The organism is Streptomyces sp. ME02-8801-2C (genome assembly GCF_033793965.1).
In the GTDB taxonomy this organism is placed as follows: domain Bacteria; phylum Actinomycetota; class Actinomycetes; order Streptomycetales; family Streptomycetaceae; genus Streptomyces.
Genome location: NZ_JARAXP010000018.1, coordinates 1 through 16,377 on the forward strand (window position 1 = coordinate 1; position 16,377 = coordinate 16,377).

Sequence of the window (16,377 nt, forward strand, 5' to 3'; positions counted from 1 at the left end):
CCCCGGCACCGGGCCGAGCCCCGGCCCCGGCACCGGGGGCACGGCCCTGGCCCTGGCCCCGGGCCGCGCACCGGCCCCGGCACCGGGCCGCGCACCGGGCCCGAGTCCCGGGCCCGAGTCCCGGGCCCGCGTGCCGGACACGTGCCTGCCCGGGGCAAGCCGTGGTGGTACGGGGCACGGCTGTGGCCCGGGAACCGAAGTTCGGTTCCCGGGCCACAGCCGTGGGAGAGGATCCGCCGACAGAGTCTCAGTCGGTCTCGACGACCCGGATGGAGTTCGTCGGGCATGCGCGGACCGCGCGGTGGACCTCCTCGTGCAGTGCGGTGTCCGGGTGGTCGTCCAGGACCAGCACCAGCCCTTCCTCGTCCTGGTCGAAGACACCGGGGAGCCGGTACACGCACAGGCTGGCGACCGCGCAGGTCTCGGAGTTGGCTACCACACGCATCGTTGCCGCTCCCTCACCAGTCCACCGGGATCTCGGTGAACCCCTCCATGAAGCCGCCCAGCGCGCGGGGCAGTTCCTCGGCCGGCTTGGCGAGGTGGATGTCGGGGAAGCGGCGCAGCAGACTCTCGGTGGCGATCTGCAGCTCCATCCGGGCCAGCGCGGCGCCCACGCAGTAGTGGATGCCCGCCCCGAAGGTCATGTGGTGGTTCTCCTGGCGCCGGATGTCGAGCTCGAAGGGGTTCTCGAAGACCCGGCGGTCACAGTTGGCGCCCTCCTCGGAGAGGAGAACACTCGTCCCCTTCTTGATCACCGAGCCGTCGGACAGCGGGATGTCCTCGATCGCGTAACGCATCGTGCCCACCGAGGAGCCCATGATCTGCGTGCGCAGCAGCTCCTCGACGGTCGAGGGGACCAGTGACCAGTCCGCCTGGATCTCCCGGACCAGGTCGGGGCGGTGCAGCAGCACGGCGGTACCGGTGCCGATCTGGCTCGCGGTGGTCACGTAGCCGGCGATGAGCAGCCCCTGGCACCAGAAGTGCAGCTCGTGCTCGTTCATCCGGTTGTCGTCCTCGTCGCGGACCCGGATGAACTCGCTGATCAGGTCGTCCGCCGGGTTCTTGCGCTTGTCCTCGATGAGGTCGCCCAGGTACTTCCACAGGTTCTGCCGGGCCTTGCCGATCTCCTCCGGCGGCAGCTTGGTCACCGCGAGGAACCCGTCCACGTAACCGCGGAACTGGTCCCGGTCCTCGGCGGGCACGCCGAGCAGCTTGCAGATCACCTTGATGGGCAGCGGGAACGCGAACGCCTCGTTGAGCTCGGCGGGCCGGGGGCCGGCCGCCATCTCCTCCAGGAGCTCGTCCGCGACCTCCTGGACGTATGGCCGCAGCGCCTCGATGCGCCGGGCGGTGAACGCCTTCGTCACCAGGGAGCGCACCTGGGTGTGCTTGGGCGGGTCCGGGTCGATGTGCGGATCCATGAACAGGTCGTTGTCCTTGGAGATCCGGGCGCAGTCGGGCCGCGCGATGTTGCGCGACAGCCGCTTGTCGGCGAACAGGGCGCGCACGTCCTGGTACCGGGTGACCAGCGTCGCCGTGTCACCGCTCGGCAGGGTCACCTCCATCGCCGAGGACTCGTGGACATCCTTCAGCGCCTCCGGCATCTGCATGGGCGGGTTCCAGGCGAACGGATACCTGGGCGGGGTCTGAGTACTCACATCGATCCCTTCACACACGGTTTCATCTTCATCGGTTCGGTGATCAGCGAGGGAGTGGTTCGGTCATGGGGGGCGGTGCAACAGGTCGGCGCTCGCGGCGACCTGTGGTCACAGGGGCCAGCCGGACCTGGTCCAGGCGGCCTCGGCGAAGGCCCACTCGTAGCGGATGCTGGTCGTGAAGTAGTCGACGAGTTCGGCGCGGCCGGGGACGGCCATGCGCTCGCCCAGCTCGTCGTAGGCGGCCATGAAGCCCTTCACCGCGTACTGGTAGCCCTCACCCGGGTGGTAGACCTTGATCCACTCTGCGTAGCGGGAGCCCGGCACATGGCGTCGCAGCAGGTCGTCGGAGATCTGGTGGTTGAACCAGACCATCGGCAGCAGCGCCCCCATCCCGGACGCCACCGTCGCCGCGGTGGCCGCGTGGAAGAACGAGCAGTGCGCGTGGGTGGCCGCGGTGACCTCCGGCGACTCGGCCGCCGGCGGCAGCTCCAGCCGCGGAGCGAGTTCCGCGTACGCCCCGCGCAGCCGGTCCCTGGCCTCCAGCGTGCCGATGACCGAGCGGGCCAGCAGCGCGGCGTGCGCGTCCCACCGGGTGGCGGCGGCCGTACGGGCCAGCGAGCGGGCGTACCCGGGCAGCAGCCAGCCGGTGTCCTGCTCCACGAAGTAGGCGAGCGACTCGGCAGGCAGCGAACCGTCCCGCAGCCCCGCCCAGAACGGGTGCTCCCTGACCTCGGCGAGAACGGGTTCGGCCAGCTCCTGGAGTTCCTTGCTCAGCATGGGCATCTGCTCCTGTCGGTTCTCGGTCGGAGAATCCCGGGTTATCGGTTCTCGGTTCTCGGCTCTCGGTTCACAGGTCGAGGCGTACGCGGTAGTGCCGTAGCCAGCCGTCCAGTTGCAGCACCATCTCCACGTCGCGCCGCTCCCCCCAGCCGCTGACCTCGATGGGCCGGTCCTGTGCGGAGAGGCGGGCGCAGGCCTCGCGGTCGAGCAGCGGGGCCACCGGTCCTGACGGGTCGTTGACCACGGCGTCGAACCGTTCCTTGAGCACCTGGCCGTAGCCCGGGTCCTGGGTGATCGGGAAGGGGCTCTTGCGGCGTTCGGTCACCGAGGCGGGCAGCAGGTCGGCCACGGCGGAGCGCAGCACGCTCTTCTCGCGGCCGTCCGCGGTCTTCATCTCCCAGGGGATGTTGTAGACGTACTCGACCAGGCGGTGGTCGCAGTACGGCACCCGCAGCTCCAGGCCGACCGCCATGCTCAGCCGGTCGTCCCGGGTGAGCAGCAGCGGCATCCAACGGGTCAGATGGACATGGCTGACCCGCCGCATCCGGTGCTCCAGCTCGGACTCGCCCGCCACCCGGGGCACTTCGGCCACGGCCTCCGAGTACCGCTGGGCGGCGTACCCGGGAACGTCGATCTTCTGGAGCATCCCGGGGTCCAGCAGTCCGGTGCTCATGCCGTGCGGAGCCACCTTCAGACCCATCGACACCCAGGGGAAGTTCCCGGTGTCGGTCAGCGACGGATCCTGGAACGACCGGTAGCCGCCGAAGAGTTCGTCGGCCGCCTCGCCCATCAGCGCCACGGTCGAGCGCTGGCGCACCGCGCGCAGCAGCAGATACAGCGAGCGGTCCATGTCCGGGATCGGGCGCGGCAGGTCCTGCGAGCGCAGCGCCGCCGCGTCGATCACCGGGTCCGCGAGATCCGCGGTGCGCAGCACCACCGGCTCGTGGTCCGTGCCCACGTGCCGTGCCACCTCGGCGGCGTACGGCGCGTCGGCGTCCTCGTGCCAGAAGTCCTTGCGGAACCGCTCGGTGTGCCCCTCGAAGTCGACCGAGAACGTCCGGGGCCGGTTTCCGGCACGAGCGGCCAGCGCGACGATGGCGCTGGAGTCCACCCCGCCGGACAGCAGGGTGCACAGCGGCACGTCGGAGACCAGATGCGCCTCGACGGACTCTGCCAGCAGACCGCGTACGGCGTCGATGGTGGTGGCCGCGTCGTCCTCGTGGGGACGGGACGGCAGCGTCCAGTACGCGGACTCGGTCACCCCGCCCTGGTGGACCACCGCCGTGTGCCCCGCCGGCAGTTCGCGCACCCCGCGGTAGACGGCGTGCCCGGGCGTCGCGATGTACGCCAGCAGCTCCGCGAAGCCCTCGGAGTCCACCGCGCACTCCATGGACGGGTGGGCGAACAACGCCTTCGGCTCGGAGCCGAACAGCACACCGTTCGCGGTCCTGGCGTAGAACAGCGGCTTGATGCCCAGCCGGTCACGGGCCAGCAGCAGCCTTTCGCGGGCCGGGTCCCAGACGGCGAACGCGAACATGCCCTCCAGGTGCTCGGCGCAGCGGTCGCCCCACTCCAGATAGGCGCGCACCACCACTTCGGTGTCGCCGGCGGTGCGGAAACGGTGTCCGAGCCCCTCCAACTGCCGCCGCAACTGGCGGAAGTTGTAGATCTCGCCGTTGTGCACGACGACCGCCAGGGTGCGGCCGTCCTCCTCGACGGCCATCGGCTGCGTGCTGTTCTCCAGGTCGATGACGGACAGCCTGCGATGGCCCAGGGCGGCCCGCCGGTCGGTCCACACGGCCTCGTCGTCCGGGCCGCGATTGGCGAGCGCGGCGACCATCGTCCGTACGGTGGCGCCCTCCTCGCCGAGGTCACGCCGGAAGTCGAGCCAGCCCGCTATGCCGCACACGAGATCACCTTCGTCCGAAGTTCGTTGACGATGTCGGCGGGGGAGGGCCGGTCCAGCATCTCCGCCCGCAGCCGGCGGGCCGTCTCGCGCACCGCCGCCCCCTTCTCGGGGTCCAGCAGCCGCCCGGCCTCCTCGCGCAGCCGCTCCGGCGTCGCCTCGTCCCGGGACAGCACCTCTCCCGCGCCGGCCGCGAAGACCCGCCCCGCGTGACCGGTGTGGTCGGGCAGCTGCGGTACGAGCAGCAGCGGCACCCCGGCGCGCAGCGAGGCGAGCACCGTCCCCGCGCCGCCGTGCGCCACCACCAGATCGGTGCCCGGCATCAGCGTGTGCAGCGGGGCGTCCTCCACCACCCGCACCGCGCCGGGACCGGACAGCAGGGCCGGGTCGAGCAGTCGGCGCTGCGCCCCCGTCACCGCCAGCACCACCTCGGTGTCCGCGCCGCGCAGCGCCGCCGCGACCTCCCCGGCGAGGAAGAGACCGGGGCTGAGCCGGGCCATGGTGTGGCCCCAGGTCACCAGCACCCGCCGGACACCCGGCGCGGGCGGAGTCAGCGGCCCGGGAGCGATGCCGACACCGTTGTAGGGCACATGCCGGATCGGCAGCCGTGGATAGTCGGTGGGCACCTGGAAGGTGTCGGGACACGGGTCGACGGTGACGGCTCCCAGCGGGTCGAAGTCCGTCACGCCGTGCCGCTCGAGCAGCGGGGAGAGCAGTTCGGGCAGCAGCTTGCGGGCCCGTAGCATCAGATCGGTGCCGTACAGCACCCGGATCGCCGGGATCCCCACGGCCGCGGCGGCCAGTGGGCCGGCCAGCGCGGTCGGCTCGTACACCACCGCGTCGGCGCGCCAGTCGCGGGCCAGGTCCACCAGACCGTCGGTCATCGAATCCGCGTGCGCCCAGAACATGCGCAGCGCCCGGGGCCCCTTGCCCTCCTTGGGTGCCTGCGGACCGCCCGCGGCCTCACCGGCGGCCGACGGCAGCACGTATCCGCGCACCATCCCGACCGCGTCGACGTCCTCGCCCACCACGGCGGCGGGCAGCCCGGTCCGTTCGATCTCCGGCTTCAGGGCCGGCTGACTGGCGATCAGCACCTCGTGGCCCGCTGCCCGGAAGGCCGAGGCCAGCGGCACCAGGGCGTACAGGTGCGAGGGCCAGGCCCAGGTCGTGAACAGTACGCGCATGGCTTCCGTCAGCCCCTTCGTGACGTGGGTGGACCCCGGCGGACCGGGTGGGTCCAGTGCTGGACGGACAGTGCGGCAACCGGCTAGCAACCAGCTCGGGATCTGCTCGATCCCCGCAACGGCCTTGTGTCCAGCCGCCCTTGAGCCCGTCTGCAGTCGGCTCGCCCAGCCTCACGGGAGCCCGTTGTTCGTCGTATCCGCCGTATCCGCCGTTTCCGCGCTGGAGGACCCGTGACCCGTAACCTCTTCACCTCGGAGTCCGTGACCGAGGGGCATCCCGACAAGATCGCCGACCAGATCAGCGACGGCATCCTGGACGCCCTGCTGTCCCAGGACCCGTCCTCCCGTGTCGCGGTGGAGACCCTCATCGCCACGGGCCAGGTGCACGTGGCCGGCGAGGTCACCACCAAGGGGTACGCCGACATCACCACCCTGATCAGGCAGACCGTGCTCGGCATCGGCTACGACGCCTCACAGAAGGGGTTCGACGGCGCCTCCTGCGGAGTGTCCGTCTCCCTGGGCGCGCAGTCCCCGGACATCGCCCAGGGCGTGGACTCGGCCTACGAGCAGCGCGTCGGAGGCGAGTCGGACGAGCTCGACGGACAGGGCGCCGGCGACCAGGGCCTGATGTTCGGCTTCGCCTGCGACGAGACGCCCGAGCTGATGCCGCTGCCCATCATGCTCGCCCACCGGCTCGCCCAACGCCTCACCGCGGTCCGCAAGGACGGCGTTCTGCCGTATCTGCGGCCCGACGGCAAGACACAGGTGACCATCGAGTACGACGGCCACCGGCCCGTACGGCTGGACACCGTCGTCGTGTCCAGCCAGCACGCCCCGGACATCTCCCTGGACAGCCTGCTGACCCCGGACATCCGCCGGTTCGTCGTCGAACCCGTGCTCGCCGCGCTCGGCGAGGACGGCACCAAGCTGGAGACCGAGGGCTACCGGCTGCTGGTCAACCCCACCGGGCGGTTCGAGATCGGCGGCCCGATGGGCGACGCGGGCCTGACCGGCCGCAAGATCATCATCGACACGTACGGCGGCATGGCCCGCCACGGCGGCGGCGCCTTCTCCGGCAAGGACCCCTCCAAGGTCGACCGCTCCGCCGCCTACGCGATGCGCTGGGTCGCGAAGAACGTCGTCGCGGCGGGGCTGGCCTCCCGCTGCGAGGTGCAGGTCGCGTACGCCATCGGCAAGGCCGAGCCGGTCGGGCTGTTCGTGGAGACCTTCGGCACCGAGAAGGTCGCCGTCGACAGGATCGAGGCCGCCATCGCCTCCGTCTTCGACCTCCGCCCGGCCGCCATCATCCGCGACCTGGACCTGCTGCGCCCGATCTACGCCCAGACCGCGGCCTACGGCCACTTCGGCCGTGAACTGCCCGACTTCACCTGGGAGCGCACCGACCGGGTGTCCGCCCTGCGGTCCGCGATCGGCTGACCCGACCACCACGGCCACCGCACCACAGGGTTTCGACCAGGCGCCACATCACAGGAGGCACAGCCATGCGTATCGCCGTGACCGGTTCGATCGCCATCGACCAGCTGATGGGCTTCTCCGGCAGCTTCGCCCAGCAGCTGATCGGGGAGCGGCTGGACCAGGTTTCCCTTTCCTTTCTCGCCGAGTCACTGGAGATCCGGCGGGGCGGTGTCGCCGCGAACATCGCCTTCGGTCTGGGACGGCTCGGTGTGCAGCCGGTACTGGTGGCGGCGGCGGGAGTCGACTTCGACGACTACCGGGTCTGGCTGAAGGAGCACCGCGTCGACACCGACTGGGTCCGCGTCAGCGACCGGGCCCACACCGCCCGGTTCATCTGCACGACCGACCGGGAGAACAACCAGATCGGCACCTTCTACCCGGGGGCCATGTCCGAGGCCCGGGAGATATCGATCGCCGACATCGCCCGCCGGACGGCCGTCGACCACGTCCTCGTCTCACCCGACGACCCCGGCGCGATGGTCCGCCACGCCCGCGAGTGCCGGACCCACGGCATCACCTTCTCCGCCGACCCCTCGCAGCAACTGGCCGTACTCGAACGCGCCGAGGCCCAGGACGTCGTACGCGGCGCACGCTTCCTGTTCACCAACGCCTACGAGGCCGAGCTGCTGACCGAGCGCACGGGGTGGAGCAAGGCGGACGTTCTCGAGCAGGTGGGCACCTGGGTGATCACCCAGGGCGCCGACGGCGTGCACATCGAGAGCGCCCGGTCCGCACCTCTGCGGATCCCGGCCGTCCCCGTACGCCGGGTCGCGGAACCCACCGGTGCCGGAGACGCCTTCCGGGCCGGCTTCCTCGCCGGACAGAGTTGGCGGCTGGGCACCGAGCAGTCGGCCTGGCTGGGCTGCGCCATGGCCTCCGCGGCCCTGGCCACCACCGGCACCCAGACGTACGAGCTCAGCCGCCGCGCCCTGAAGGTGGCCCTGCGCGCCGGTTACGGATCCGTCGCGACGGACGCCGTCACCCCACACCTCGGCGAAGTCCTGTGAGCGGCGCCTCCCTGCGGGCGGCGCTCGCCTCGCGCGTCGTGGTGGCCGACGGCGCGATGGGCACGATGCTCCAGGCGCAGGACCCGACGCTGGAGGACTTCCAGCAACTGGAGGGCTGCAACGAGGTCCTCAACATCACCCGCCCCGACATCGTCCGTTCCGTCCACGAGGCGTACTTCTCGGTGGGCGTGGACTGCGTCGAGACCAATACCTTCGGCGCGAACCTCGCCGCCCTCGCCGAGTACGACATCGCCGACCGGGTGCTGGAACTGTCGGAGGCCGGCGCCCGTATCGCGCGGGAGACGGCCGACGCGTTCACGTCCGTCGACGGGCGGGAGCGATGGGTCCTGGGCTCGATGGGACCGGGCACCAAGCTGCCCACGCTCGGCCACATCGCCTACGGCACGATCCGCGACGCCTACCAGCGAAACGCCGAGGGCCTGCTGGCAGGCGGCGCGGACGCGCTGCTCGTGGAGACGACCCAGGACCTGCTCCAGACCAAGGCCGCCGTACTGGGCGCCCGGCGCGCCCTGAAGGCCCTGGGCGCGGATGTCCCGGTGATCGTGTCGGTGACGGTCGAGGCCACCGGCACGATGCTGCTCGGCTCGGAGATCGGCGCCGCGCTGACCGCGCTGGAGCCCCTCGGCATCGACATGATCGGCCTCAACTGTGCGACGGGCCCAGCCGAGATGAGCGAGCACCTGCGCTACCTCTCCCGCCACTCCCGTATCCCGCTGTCGTGCATGCCCAACGCCGGTCTGCCGGTGCTGACCAAGGACGGCGCGCACTATCCGCTGGGCGCGCCGGAGTTGGCCGACGCCCAGGACAACTTCGTCCGCGAGTACGGGCTTTCGCTGGTCGGCGGGTGCTGCGGCACGACGCCCGAGCATCTGCGGCAGGTCGTGGAGCGGGTCCGGGGCACGGCTGTCACCGAGCGCCGGCCGCAGCCGGAGGCGGGTGCCGCCTCGCTCTACCAGACGGTTCCGTTCCGTCAGGACACGTCGTACATGGCGATCGGTGAGCGGACGAACGCCAACGGTTCGAAGAAGTTCCGTGAGGCGATGCTGGAGGCCCGCTGGGACGACTGTGTCGAGATGGCCCGCGACCAGATCCGTGAGGGCGCGCACATGCTCGACCTGTGCGTGGACTACGTGGGCCGGGACGGTGTCGCGGACATGGAGGAGCTGGCGGGCCGTTTCGCCACCGCCTCGACCCTGCCGATCGTCCTGGACTCCACCGAGGTCGAGGTGTTGCAGGCGGGTCTGGAGAAGCTCGGCGGGCGTGCGGTCATCAACTCCGTCAACTACGAGGACGGCGACGGACCGGAGTCCCGGTTCGCGAAAGTCACCCGACTGGCGGGGGAGCACGGCGCCGCGCTCATCGCGCTCACCATCGACGAGGAGGGGCAGGCCAGGACCGTCGAGACGAAGGTCGCCATCGCCGAACGCCTGATCGAGGACCTGACGGCGAACTGGGGCATCCACGAGTCGGACATTCTCATCGACACCCTCACCTTCACGATCTGTACCGGCCAGGAGGAGTCGCGAAAGGACGGCATCGCCACGATCGAGGCGATCCGCGAGCTCAAGCGCCGCCACCCGGACGTGCAGACCACGCTGGGCCTGTCGAACATCTCCTTCGGCCTCAACCCGGCCGCCCGCGTCCTCCTCAACTCCGTCTTCCTGGACGAGTGCGTCAAGGCCGGCCTGGACTCGGCGATCGTGCACGCGTCGAAGATCCTCCCCATCGCCCGCTTCAGCGAGGAGGAGGTGAGCACGGCTCTCGACCTGGTCTACGACCGCCGCCGCGAGGGTTACGACCCCCTGCAGAAGCTGATGGCCCTGTTCGAGGGCGCCACCACCAAGTCGCTGAAGGCGGGCAAGGCCGAGGAACTCGCCGCCCTTCCCCTGGAGGAGCGGCTCAAGCGGCGGATCATCGATGGTGAGAAGAACGGCCTGGAGGCGGACCTCGACGAGGCCCTGCAATCCCGCCCGGCTCTCGACATCGTCAACGACACCCTGCTGGACGGGATGAAGGTCGTCGGCGAGCTGTTCGGCTCGGGCCAGATGCAGTTGCCGTTCGTGTTGCAGTCGGCGGAAGTGATGAAGACGGCCGTCGCGCATCTCGAGCCGCACATGGAGAAGTCGGACGCGGAGGGCAAGGGCACGATCGTGCTGGCCACCGTGCGCGGTGACGTCCATGACATCGGCAAGAACCTCGTGGACATCATCCTGTCGAACAACGGGTACAACGTCGTCAACATCGGTATCAAGCAGCCGGTTTCCGCGATTCTCGAGGCCGCGCAGGAGCACAAGGCCGACGTCATCGGCATGTCGGGTCTGCTGGTCAAGTCCACGGTGATCATGAAGGAGAACCTGCAGGAGCTCAACCAGCGCAAGCTGGCCGCCGACTACCCCGTGATCCTCGGCGGCGCGGCCCTGACCAGGGCGTATGTGGAGCAGGACCTGCACGAGATCTACGAGGGCGAGGTCCGCTACGCCCGTGACGCGTTCGAGGGCCTGCGGCTGATGGACGCCCTCATCGGCGTCAAGCGCGGGGTGCCCGGCGCCAAGCTGCCGGAGCTGAAGCAGCGCCGGGTGCGGGCGAGCGCCGCCGACACGGTGGTGGAGGAACGGCCCGAGGAAGGGCACGTCCGCTCCGACGTCGCCATCGACAACCCCGTCCCCACCCCGCCCTTCTGGGACACGCGAATCGTCAAGGGCATCCAACTGGGGGAATACGCCTCGTGGTTGGACGAGGGCGCGCTCTTCAAGGGGCAGTGGGGTCTCAAGCAGGCCCGCACCGGCGAAGGGCCGACGTACGAGGAACTGGTGGAGACCGAGGGCCGGCCCCGGCTGCGCGGCCTCCTGGAGCGACTGCAGACGGGCAACCTCCTCGAAGCCGCCGTCGTCCACGGCTACTTCCCCTGCCACTCCAAGGGCGACGACCTCATTCTGCTGAACGAAGACGGCTCCGAACGTACGCGTTTCACGTTCCCGCGTCAGCGTCGTGGCCGCCGGCTGTGCCTGGCCGACTTCTTCCGCCCTGAGGAGTCCGGCGAGACGGATGTCGTGGGCCTTCAGGTGGTCACCGTCGGCAACCGGATCGGTGAGGAGACCGCCAAGCTCTTCGAGGCGAACTCCTACCGCGACTACCTCGAACTGCACGGCCTGTCCGTCCAGTTGGCCGAGGCGCTCGCCGAGTACTGGCACGCCCGCGTCCGCTCCGAACTCGGCTTCGCCGGCGAGGACCCCGCCGACGTCGAAGACATGTTCGCCCTCAAGTACCGGGGCGCCCGTTTCTCCCTCGGCTACGGCGCCTGCCCCGACCTCGAGGACCGCGCCAAGATCGCCGACCTCCTCCAGCCCGAGCGCATCGGCGTCCACCTCTCCGAGGAGTTCCAGCTCCACCCCGAGCAGTCCACCGACGCCATCGTCATCCACCACCCCGAAGCCACCTACTTCAACGCACGCTGAGGAGCTGCTCGCATGACCACGACCCACACCGCACAGGACTTCAAGGTCGCGGATCTCTCGCTGGCCGCGTTCGGCCGTAAGGAGATCACCCTTGCCGAGCATGAGATGCCCGGTCTGATGTCCATCCGTAGGGAGTTCGCGGCGGCGCAGCCGTTGGCGGGTGCCCGGATCATGGGTTCGCTGCACATGACCGTGCAGACCGCCGTCCTGATCGAGACCCTGGTCGCCCTGGGTGCCGAGGTCCGCTGGGTGTCCTGCAACATCTTCTCGACGCAGGACCATGCGGCCGCGGCGATCGCGGTCGGCCCGCACGGCACGCCGGAGAACCCGCAGGGTGTCCCGGTGTTCGCCTGGAAGGGCGAGACCCTCGAAGAGTACTGGTGGTGCACGGAGCAGGCGCTGACCTGGCCGGGCAGTCCCACGGGTGGTCCGAACATGATCCTGGACGACGGTGGTGACGCCACGCTCCTGGTCCACAAGGGTGTCGAGTACGAGAAGGCGGGCAAGGTTCCCGCTGTCGAGACGGCCGAGAACGACGAGCACCGGGTGATTCTCGAGCTGCTGAACCGGACGATCAGCAATGGTTCGCAGAAGTGGACGCAGCTGGCGTCGGAGATCCGTGGTGTGACCGAGGAGACCACGACGGGTGTGCACCGCCTGTACGAGATGCAGCGCGAGGGCAGCCTCCTCTTCCCCGCGATCAACGTGAACGACGCGGTGACGAAGTCGAAGTTCGACAACAAGTACGGCTGCCGGCATTCGCTGATCGACGGGATCAACCGGGCCACGGATGTCCTGATCGGCGGCAAGACGGCGGTCGTCTTCGGGTACGGGGATGTGGGCAAGGGCTGTGCGGAGTCGTTGCGCGGTCAGGGTGCGCGGGTGATCGTGACGGAGATCGACCCGATCTGTGCGTTGCAGGCGGCGATGGACGGTTATCAGGTCGCGACGCTGGACGATGTGGTGGAGACGGCGGACATCTTCATCACCACGACCGGCAACAAGGACATCATCATGGCCTCGGACATGGCCCGGATGAAGCACCAGGCGATCGTGGGGAACATCGGTCACTTCGACAACGAGATCGACATGGCCGGCCTGGCGAAGATCGAGGGCATCGTCAAGGACGAGGTCAAGCCGCAGGTCCACACGTGGAAGTTCCCCGACGGCAAGGTGCTGATCGTGCTGTCGGAGGGCCGTCTGCTGAACCTGGGCAACGCGACGGGGCACCCGTCGTTCGTGATGTCCAACTCCTTCGCGGACCAGACCCTGGCCCAGATCGAGCTGTTCACCAAGCCCGAGGAGTACCCGACCGACGTCTACGTGCTGCCCAAGCACCTCGACGAGAAGGTCGCCCGCCTCCACCTCGACGCCCTCGGCGTCAAACTCACGACGCTGCGCCCGGAGCAGGCGTCGTACATCGGGGTCGAGGTCGAGGGCCCGTACAAGCCGGACCACTACCGCTACTGATTCGGGGAGGCGAGCAGTGCCACGCATCTCAGACGTGCTCGCCGCCGGCGTGCGCTCCTACTCATTCGAGTTCTTCCCCGCAAAGACGGAGAAGGCCGAGCAGCGGTTGTGGGAGTCCATCCGGCGGCTCGAACCACTGCACCCGACCTTCGTCTCCGTGACCTACGGGGCCGGCGGATCCTCCCGCGAGCGCACGGTCGAGACGACCCGACGCATCGCCCTGGAGACCACGCTCACCCCGGTCGCGCATCTCACCGCGGTCGAGCACTCCGAGGCGGAGCTGCGCCACATCATCGGCCAGTACGCGGACGCCGGCGTACGCGACATCCTCGCGCTGCGAGGGGACCCGCCGGGGGACCCCATGGGCGAGTGGCGCCCGCACCCCGAGGGGCTCAGCCACGCCGAGGAACTGGTCCGCCTGGTGCGGTCCTGCGGGGACTTCGGGGTCGGGGTCGCCGCGTTTCCCGAGCGGCACCCGCGCTCGCCCGACTGGGAGAGCGAGATCAGGCACTTCCACCGCAAGTGCGAGGCCGGGGCCGACTACGCCGTCACCCAGATGTTCTTCGACGTCGAGGACTACCTCCGGCTCCGCGACCGGCTGTACGCACAGGGCTGCCGGGTTCCGGTGATCGCCGGGATCATGCCGGTCACCCACGTCGGTCAGATCGAGCGCATGGCGCAGCTGAGCAACGCGGTGTTCCCGCCGGCGCTCGCCGAGAGGCTGCACGCGGTGGAGGACGATCCGGCCGCCGTACGGGAGATCGGGGTGGAGTACGCGGCCCGTATGTGCGAGCGGCTGCTCGAAGAGGACGTACCGGGGCTGCACTTCATCACGCTGAACAACTCCACGGCGACCCTGGAGATCTACCAGGGCCTCGGCCTGGCCGGGATGCGGGCGGCGGCATGAGGTGAGGTCGCACGGCCTCCGTGCGCAAAGCCCTCAATGCGCAAGGCGGGGAAGGCGGACCCGCGGGCCTCACGGTCCGGGCGCCGCCTTCCCCGTCGGTGTCGCTGTGCCGAGCCGGGTACCGCGAAGGCGGGCGCCCTCCTCCGCTTCCGTCGGAGGAGGGCGCCCGCCTTTTTCCCGCCCGGCTACACGGGGTGTTCGACGATGACGGAGGCGTCCTTGGGGCCGTCCCCGGCGGCGACCACCGCGGCGAACCTCTCCCGGACCGTGTTCAGGACCGGCAGGGCGAGTCCGCTCTCCTGGGCCGCGGCCGTGGCGAGCCGGATGTCCTTCTCCATCAGATCGGCGCGGAAGAAAGCCGGTTCGTAGGAGCTGGTACGCATCAGAGCCGCCCGGAACCGCATCACCACGGAGCTGAAGCCGCTCTCCGCTATGGAGGTGATGAGCTGTTCCCGGTCCAGGCCGGCGGCGACGCCGTAGGCGACGGCCTCGGCCATCGAGGCGACCTGGGCGCCGAGCAGCAGGTTCAGGATGAGCTTCATGCTCGTCGCCGTGCCCGGAGCGCCCAGGTGGAGCACCTGCGAGCCGATCGACTCCAGCACCGGCCGCACCTCGGCCAGGTCCTCCTCGGCGCCGGACACATAGACGCGCAGGGCGCCCTCACGGGCCTGCAGCGGATTGCCCACCACACAGGCCTCGACCCGGCGCAGCCCCTTGGCGGCCAGCCGCTCGGCCACCTCCCGGGCGTAACCGGGGGAGACGGTCGACGTGTCGACGATCAGCGAACCCGGCTCCAGGACGGGCACGACCCGGCCGAAGAGCACCTCGTCGACCGCCTGTTCGTCACTGAGGCTCAGCAGGACGACCCGGTGCCCCTTCACGGCCTGCTCGGGGGAGTCGGCGAGGAGGGCCCCGGCCTCGACCAGCGGACCGGCCTTCGCGGCGGTCCGGTTGAACACGGTGACCTGGTACTCGCGGTCCAGCAGCCGATGCGCCATGCCGCTGCCCATGTTGCCGAGGCCGATGAACGCCAACTGGCGGTGATTCATGACAAAACCCTTCTCCTTCGGTACGTCCGATACATCCGAAATCTTCGTTACGTCCTGTGGTCCGGCGAGCCCGTTCGGCTCAGTACGCCGCGTCGACTTCGTAGACGGCGAACGGCGCGGGGACGCGGGTGTCGCGGAAGGGGCGCAGCGGGGCCGTGTCGTTACGGTGGCCGTCGCCCTGCTCCCAGCGCTGGAACGCGGCCATGGACTCCCAACTGCTCACCACCGCGAGCGCGGTGGGGTCGGCGGGGCTGCGCAGCAGCTCGTTCCCGAGCATGCCGGGCACCCCCGCCAGCCGCTTGCTCACCAGGTGGTACGCCGTCCTGACCTCGGCGAGCTGCGCCTCGTCGTACGCCGCCTGGTAGACCATGACCCGGACCTCAGCGGGCACGGCCGGCCGCCTTGCCGTCGAGGTGCGTGACGAGCTCCATCGTGTGGAAGGAGCCGCTCCGGCGGAACGGGTGCAGCGTGGAGCGGTGCTCCAGGTGGGCGGGGCTGTCCTCGAACTCGCGGAACCGTGCCTCGTCCAGCCAGTCGCTGACGATGTAGTACGTGCTCTCCTCGCCGGTGGACCGGGACAGCGACTGCCCCAGGTTGGCCGGGTGCCCGGTCACCGCGTCGGTCCCGGAGGACCAGGCCCGTTCGAAGTCCGCCTCCTTGCCCGGCTCGATCTCCATGCGCAGCATCACCCGGAACGTCATCAGGAGATCCCCCCGTCGACGCCGATGGTGTTGCCGGTGACGTAGCGGGACAGGTCGCTCGCGAGCCACAGCACGGCGCCGGCCACCTCGTCCGGGGTGCCGAGCCTGCCGAGCGCGGTCTTGGCGCCGTACCGCTCCGCCATGACGGTGCGCTGCTCCTCGGGCATCGCGTGGAAGTTCTCGGTCTCGATGACACCCAGGGCGACCACGTTGAAGCGGATGCCCTTCGGCCCGAACTCCTTGGCCAGCGAACGGTTGAGGCCCACCAGCGCCGCCTTGGTCGCCGTGTAGTGCGAGCGCAGCGGGATACCGGCGTCGATGGCCCGGGAGCCGATGCTCACCACCGAGGAGCCCTCGCCCAGCAGCGGCAGCGCGTGCTGGATCACCAGATGGGCGCCGGTGACATTGGTCGTGAAGATCCGCTGCCACTCCTCCAACGGGAGCTCGGCGTACGGGATGTGGCTGATCGCGCCGGCGTTGTTGACGACCAGGTCGAGCCGTCCGTACCGCTCCTTGACCCGTTCCAGCAGGTCGGCGATTTCGGCCGGCTGCGAGATGTCGGCGCGCAGCACATGGTGGTCGCCGCCGATCTCCTTGAGTTCGGCCTCCAGCGAGGTGACGAAGTCGCTCTCACGCTGGTAGCAGGTCACTACGTCGACGCCGGCCCGGGCGAGGGCGAGGACGATGCCCCGGCCGACGCCTCGGGTACCGCCGGTGACCAGGGCTTTCTTGCCACGAAGTGCGAGATCCATGATTCCTCCAC

General features: G+C 69.9%; 14 protein-coding genes. 5 read left to right on the plus strand and 9 right to left on the minus strand.

The annotated features are described in order from the left end of the window. Positions 1-247: 247 nt before the first annotated feature. The 5 genes from PV396_RS37420 to PV396_RS37440 all read right to left on the minus strand — a co-directional run bounded on the left by PV396_RS37420 (position 248) and on the right by PV396_RS37440 (position 5,528). Positions 248-445 carry a ferredoxin gene (locus tag PV396_RS37420; RefSeq protein ID WP_319212468.1) on the minus strand — a complete coding sequence of 66 codons (198 nt, stop codon included), beginning with the start codon at positions 443-445 and terminating at the stop codon, positions 248-250. A gap of 13 nt (positions 446-458) precedes the next feature. After that, on the minus strand, positions 459-1,658 hold the full coding sequence (locus tag PV396_RS37425) for a cytochrome P450 (RefSeq protein ID WP_319212470.1): 1,200 nt from the start codon (positions 1,656-1,658) through the stop codon (positions 459-461). 108 nt (positions 1,659-1,766) lie between these two features. Continuing rightward, a complete protein-coding gene (locus tag PV396_RS37430; RefSeq protein WP_319212472.1) occupies positions 1,767-2,435 on the minus strand; it encodes a TenA family transcriptional regulator in 669 nt (222 codons plus the stop codon). A 70-nt stretch (positions 2,436-2,505) separates the two neighbouring features. Further along, positions 2,506-4,347: an asparagine synthase (glutamine-hydrolyzing) gene (asnB, locus tag PV396_RS37435; RefSeq protein WP_319212474.1), complete on the minus strand. Its 1,842-nt coding sequence runs from the start codon at positions 4,345-4,347 to the stop codon at positions 2,506-2,508. Beyond that, positions 4,335-5,528, minus strand: coding sequence for a nucleotide disphospho-sugar-binding domain-containing protein (locus PV396_RS37440; RefSeq protein WP_319212476.1), 1,194 nt, complete (start codon positions 5,526-5,528; stop codon positions 4,335-4,337). Before PV396_RS37440 ends, asnB begins: the two co-directional genes overlap by 13 nt. Before the next feature lie 231 nt (positions 5,529-5,759). On the opposite strand from PV396_RS37440, the gene metK reads away from it, so the two are divergent. The 5 genes from metK (at position 5,760) to metF (ending at position 13,864) form a co-directional block, all read left to right on the plus strand. Continuing rightward, positions 5,760-6,965, plus strand: a complete 1,206-nt coding sequence (metK, locus tag PV396_RS37445) for a methionine adenosyltransferase (RefSeq protein ID WP_319212478.1) — start codon at positions 5,760-5,762, stop codon at positions 6,963-6,965. Positions 6,966-7,030: 65 nt separating this feature from the next. Continuing rightward, positions 7,031-8,011 (plus strand): carbohydrate kinase family protein, encoded by a 981-nt coding sequence (locus PV396_RS37450; protein WP_319212480.1) that lies wholly within the window; start codon positions 7,031-7,033, stop codon positions 8,009-8,011. Next, positions 8,008-11,487, plus strand: a complete 3,480-nt coding sequence (gene metH / locus PV396_RS37455) for a methionine synthase (RefSeq protein ID WP_416071548.1) — start codon at positions 8,008-8,010, stop codon at positions 11,485-11,487. Before PV396_RS37450 ends, metH begins: the two co-directional genes overlap by 4 nt. A gap of 12 nt (positions 11,488-11,499) precedes the next feature. Further along, the gene (gene ahcY / locus PV396_RS37460; protein ID WP_319212482.1) at positions 11,500-12,957 is read left to right on the plus strand and encodes an adenosylhomocysteinase; all 1,458 of its coding nucleotides are present in this window, start codon (positions 11,500-11,502) and stop codon (positions 12,955-12,957) included. Between the two features lie 25 nt (positions 12,958-12,982). After that, positions 12,983-13,864: a methylenetetrahydrofolate reductase [NAD(P)H] gene (gene metF / locus PV396_RS37465; RefSeq protein WP_319212672.1), complete on the plus strand. Its 882-nt coding sequence runs from the start codon at positions 12,983-12,985 to the stop codon at positions 13,862-13,864. Between the two features lie 185 nt (positions 13,865-14,049). On the opposite strand, the gene PV396_RS37470 is transcribed toward metF, so the two are convergent. From PV396_RS37470 to PV396_RS37485, 4 genes are all read right to left on the minus strand, one after another. Beyond that, positions 14,050-14,913: an NAD(P)-dependent oxidoreductase gene (locus PV396_RS37470; RefSeq protein ID WP_319212484.1), complete on the minus strand. Its 864-nt coding sequence runs from the start codon at positions 14,911-14,913 to the stop codon at positions 14,050-14,052. Positions 14,914-14,992: 79 nt separating this feature from the next. Then, positions 14,993-15,304, minus strand: a complete 312-nt coding sequence (locus tag PV396_RS37475; protein ID WP_319212486.1) for an antibiotic biosynthesis monooxygenase family protein — start codon at positions 15,302-15,304, stop codon at positions 14,993-14,995. Continuing rightward, the gene (locus PV396_RS37480; RefSeq protein WP_319212488.1) at positions 15,294-15,614 is read right to left on the minus strand and encodes an antibiotic biosynthesis monooxygenase family protein; all 321 of its coding nucleotides are present in this window, start codon (positions 15,612-15,614) and stop codon (positions 15,294-15,296) included. Before PV396_RS37480 ends, PV396_RS37475 begins: the two co-directional genes overlap by 11 nt. Next, complete coding sequence (locus tag PV396_RS37485; RefSeq protein ID WP_319212490.1) at positions 15,614-16,366, minus strand: SDR family oxidoreductase; 753 nt, start codon at positions 16,364-16,366, stop codon at positions 15,614-15,616. Before PV396_RS37485 ends, PV396_RS37480 begins: the two co-directional genes overlap by 1 nt. Positions 16,367-16,377: the final 11 nt, after the last annotated feature.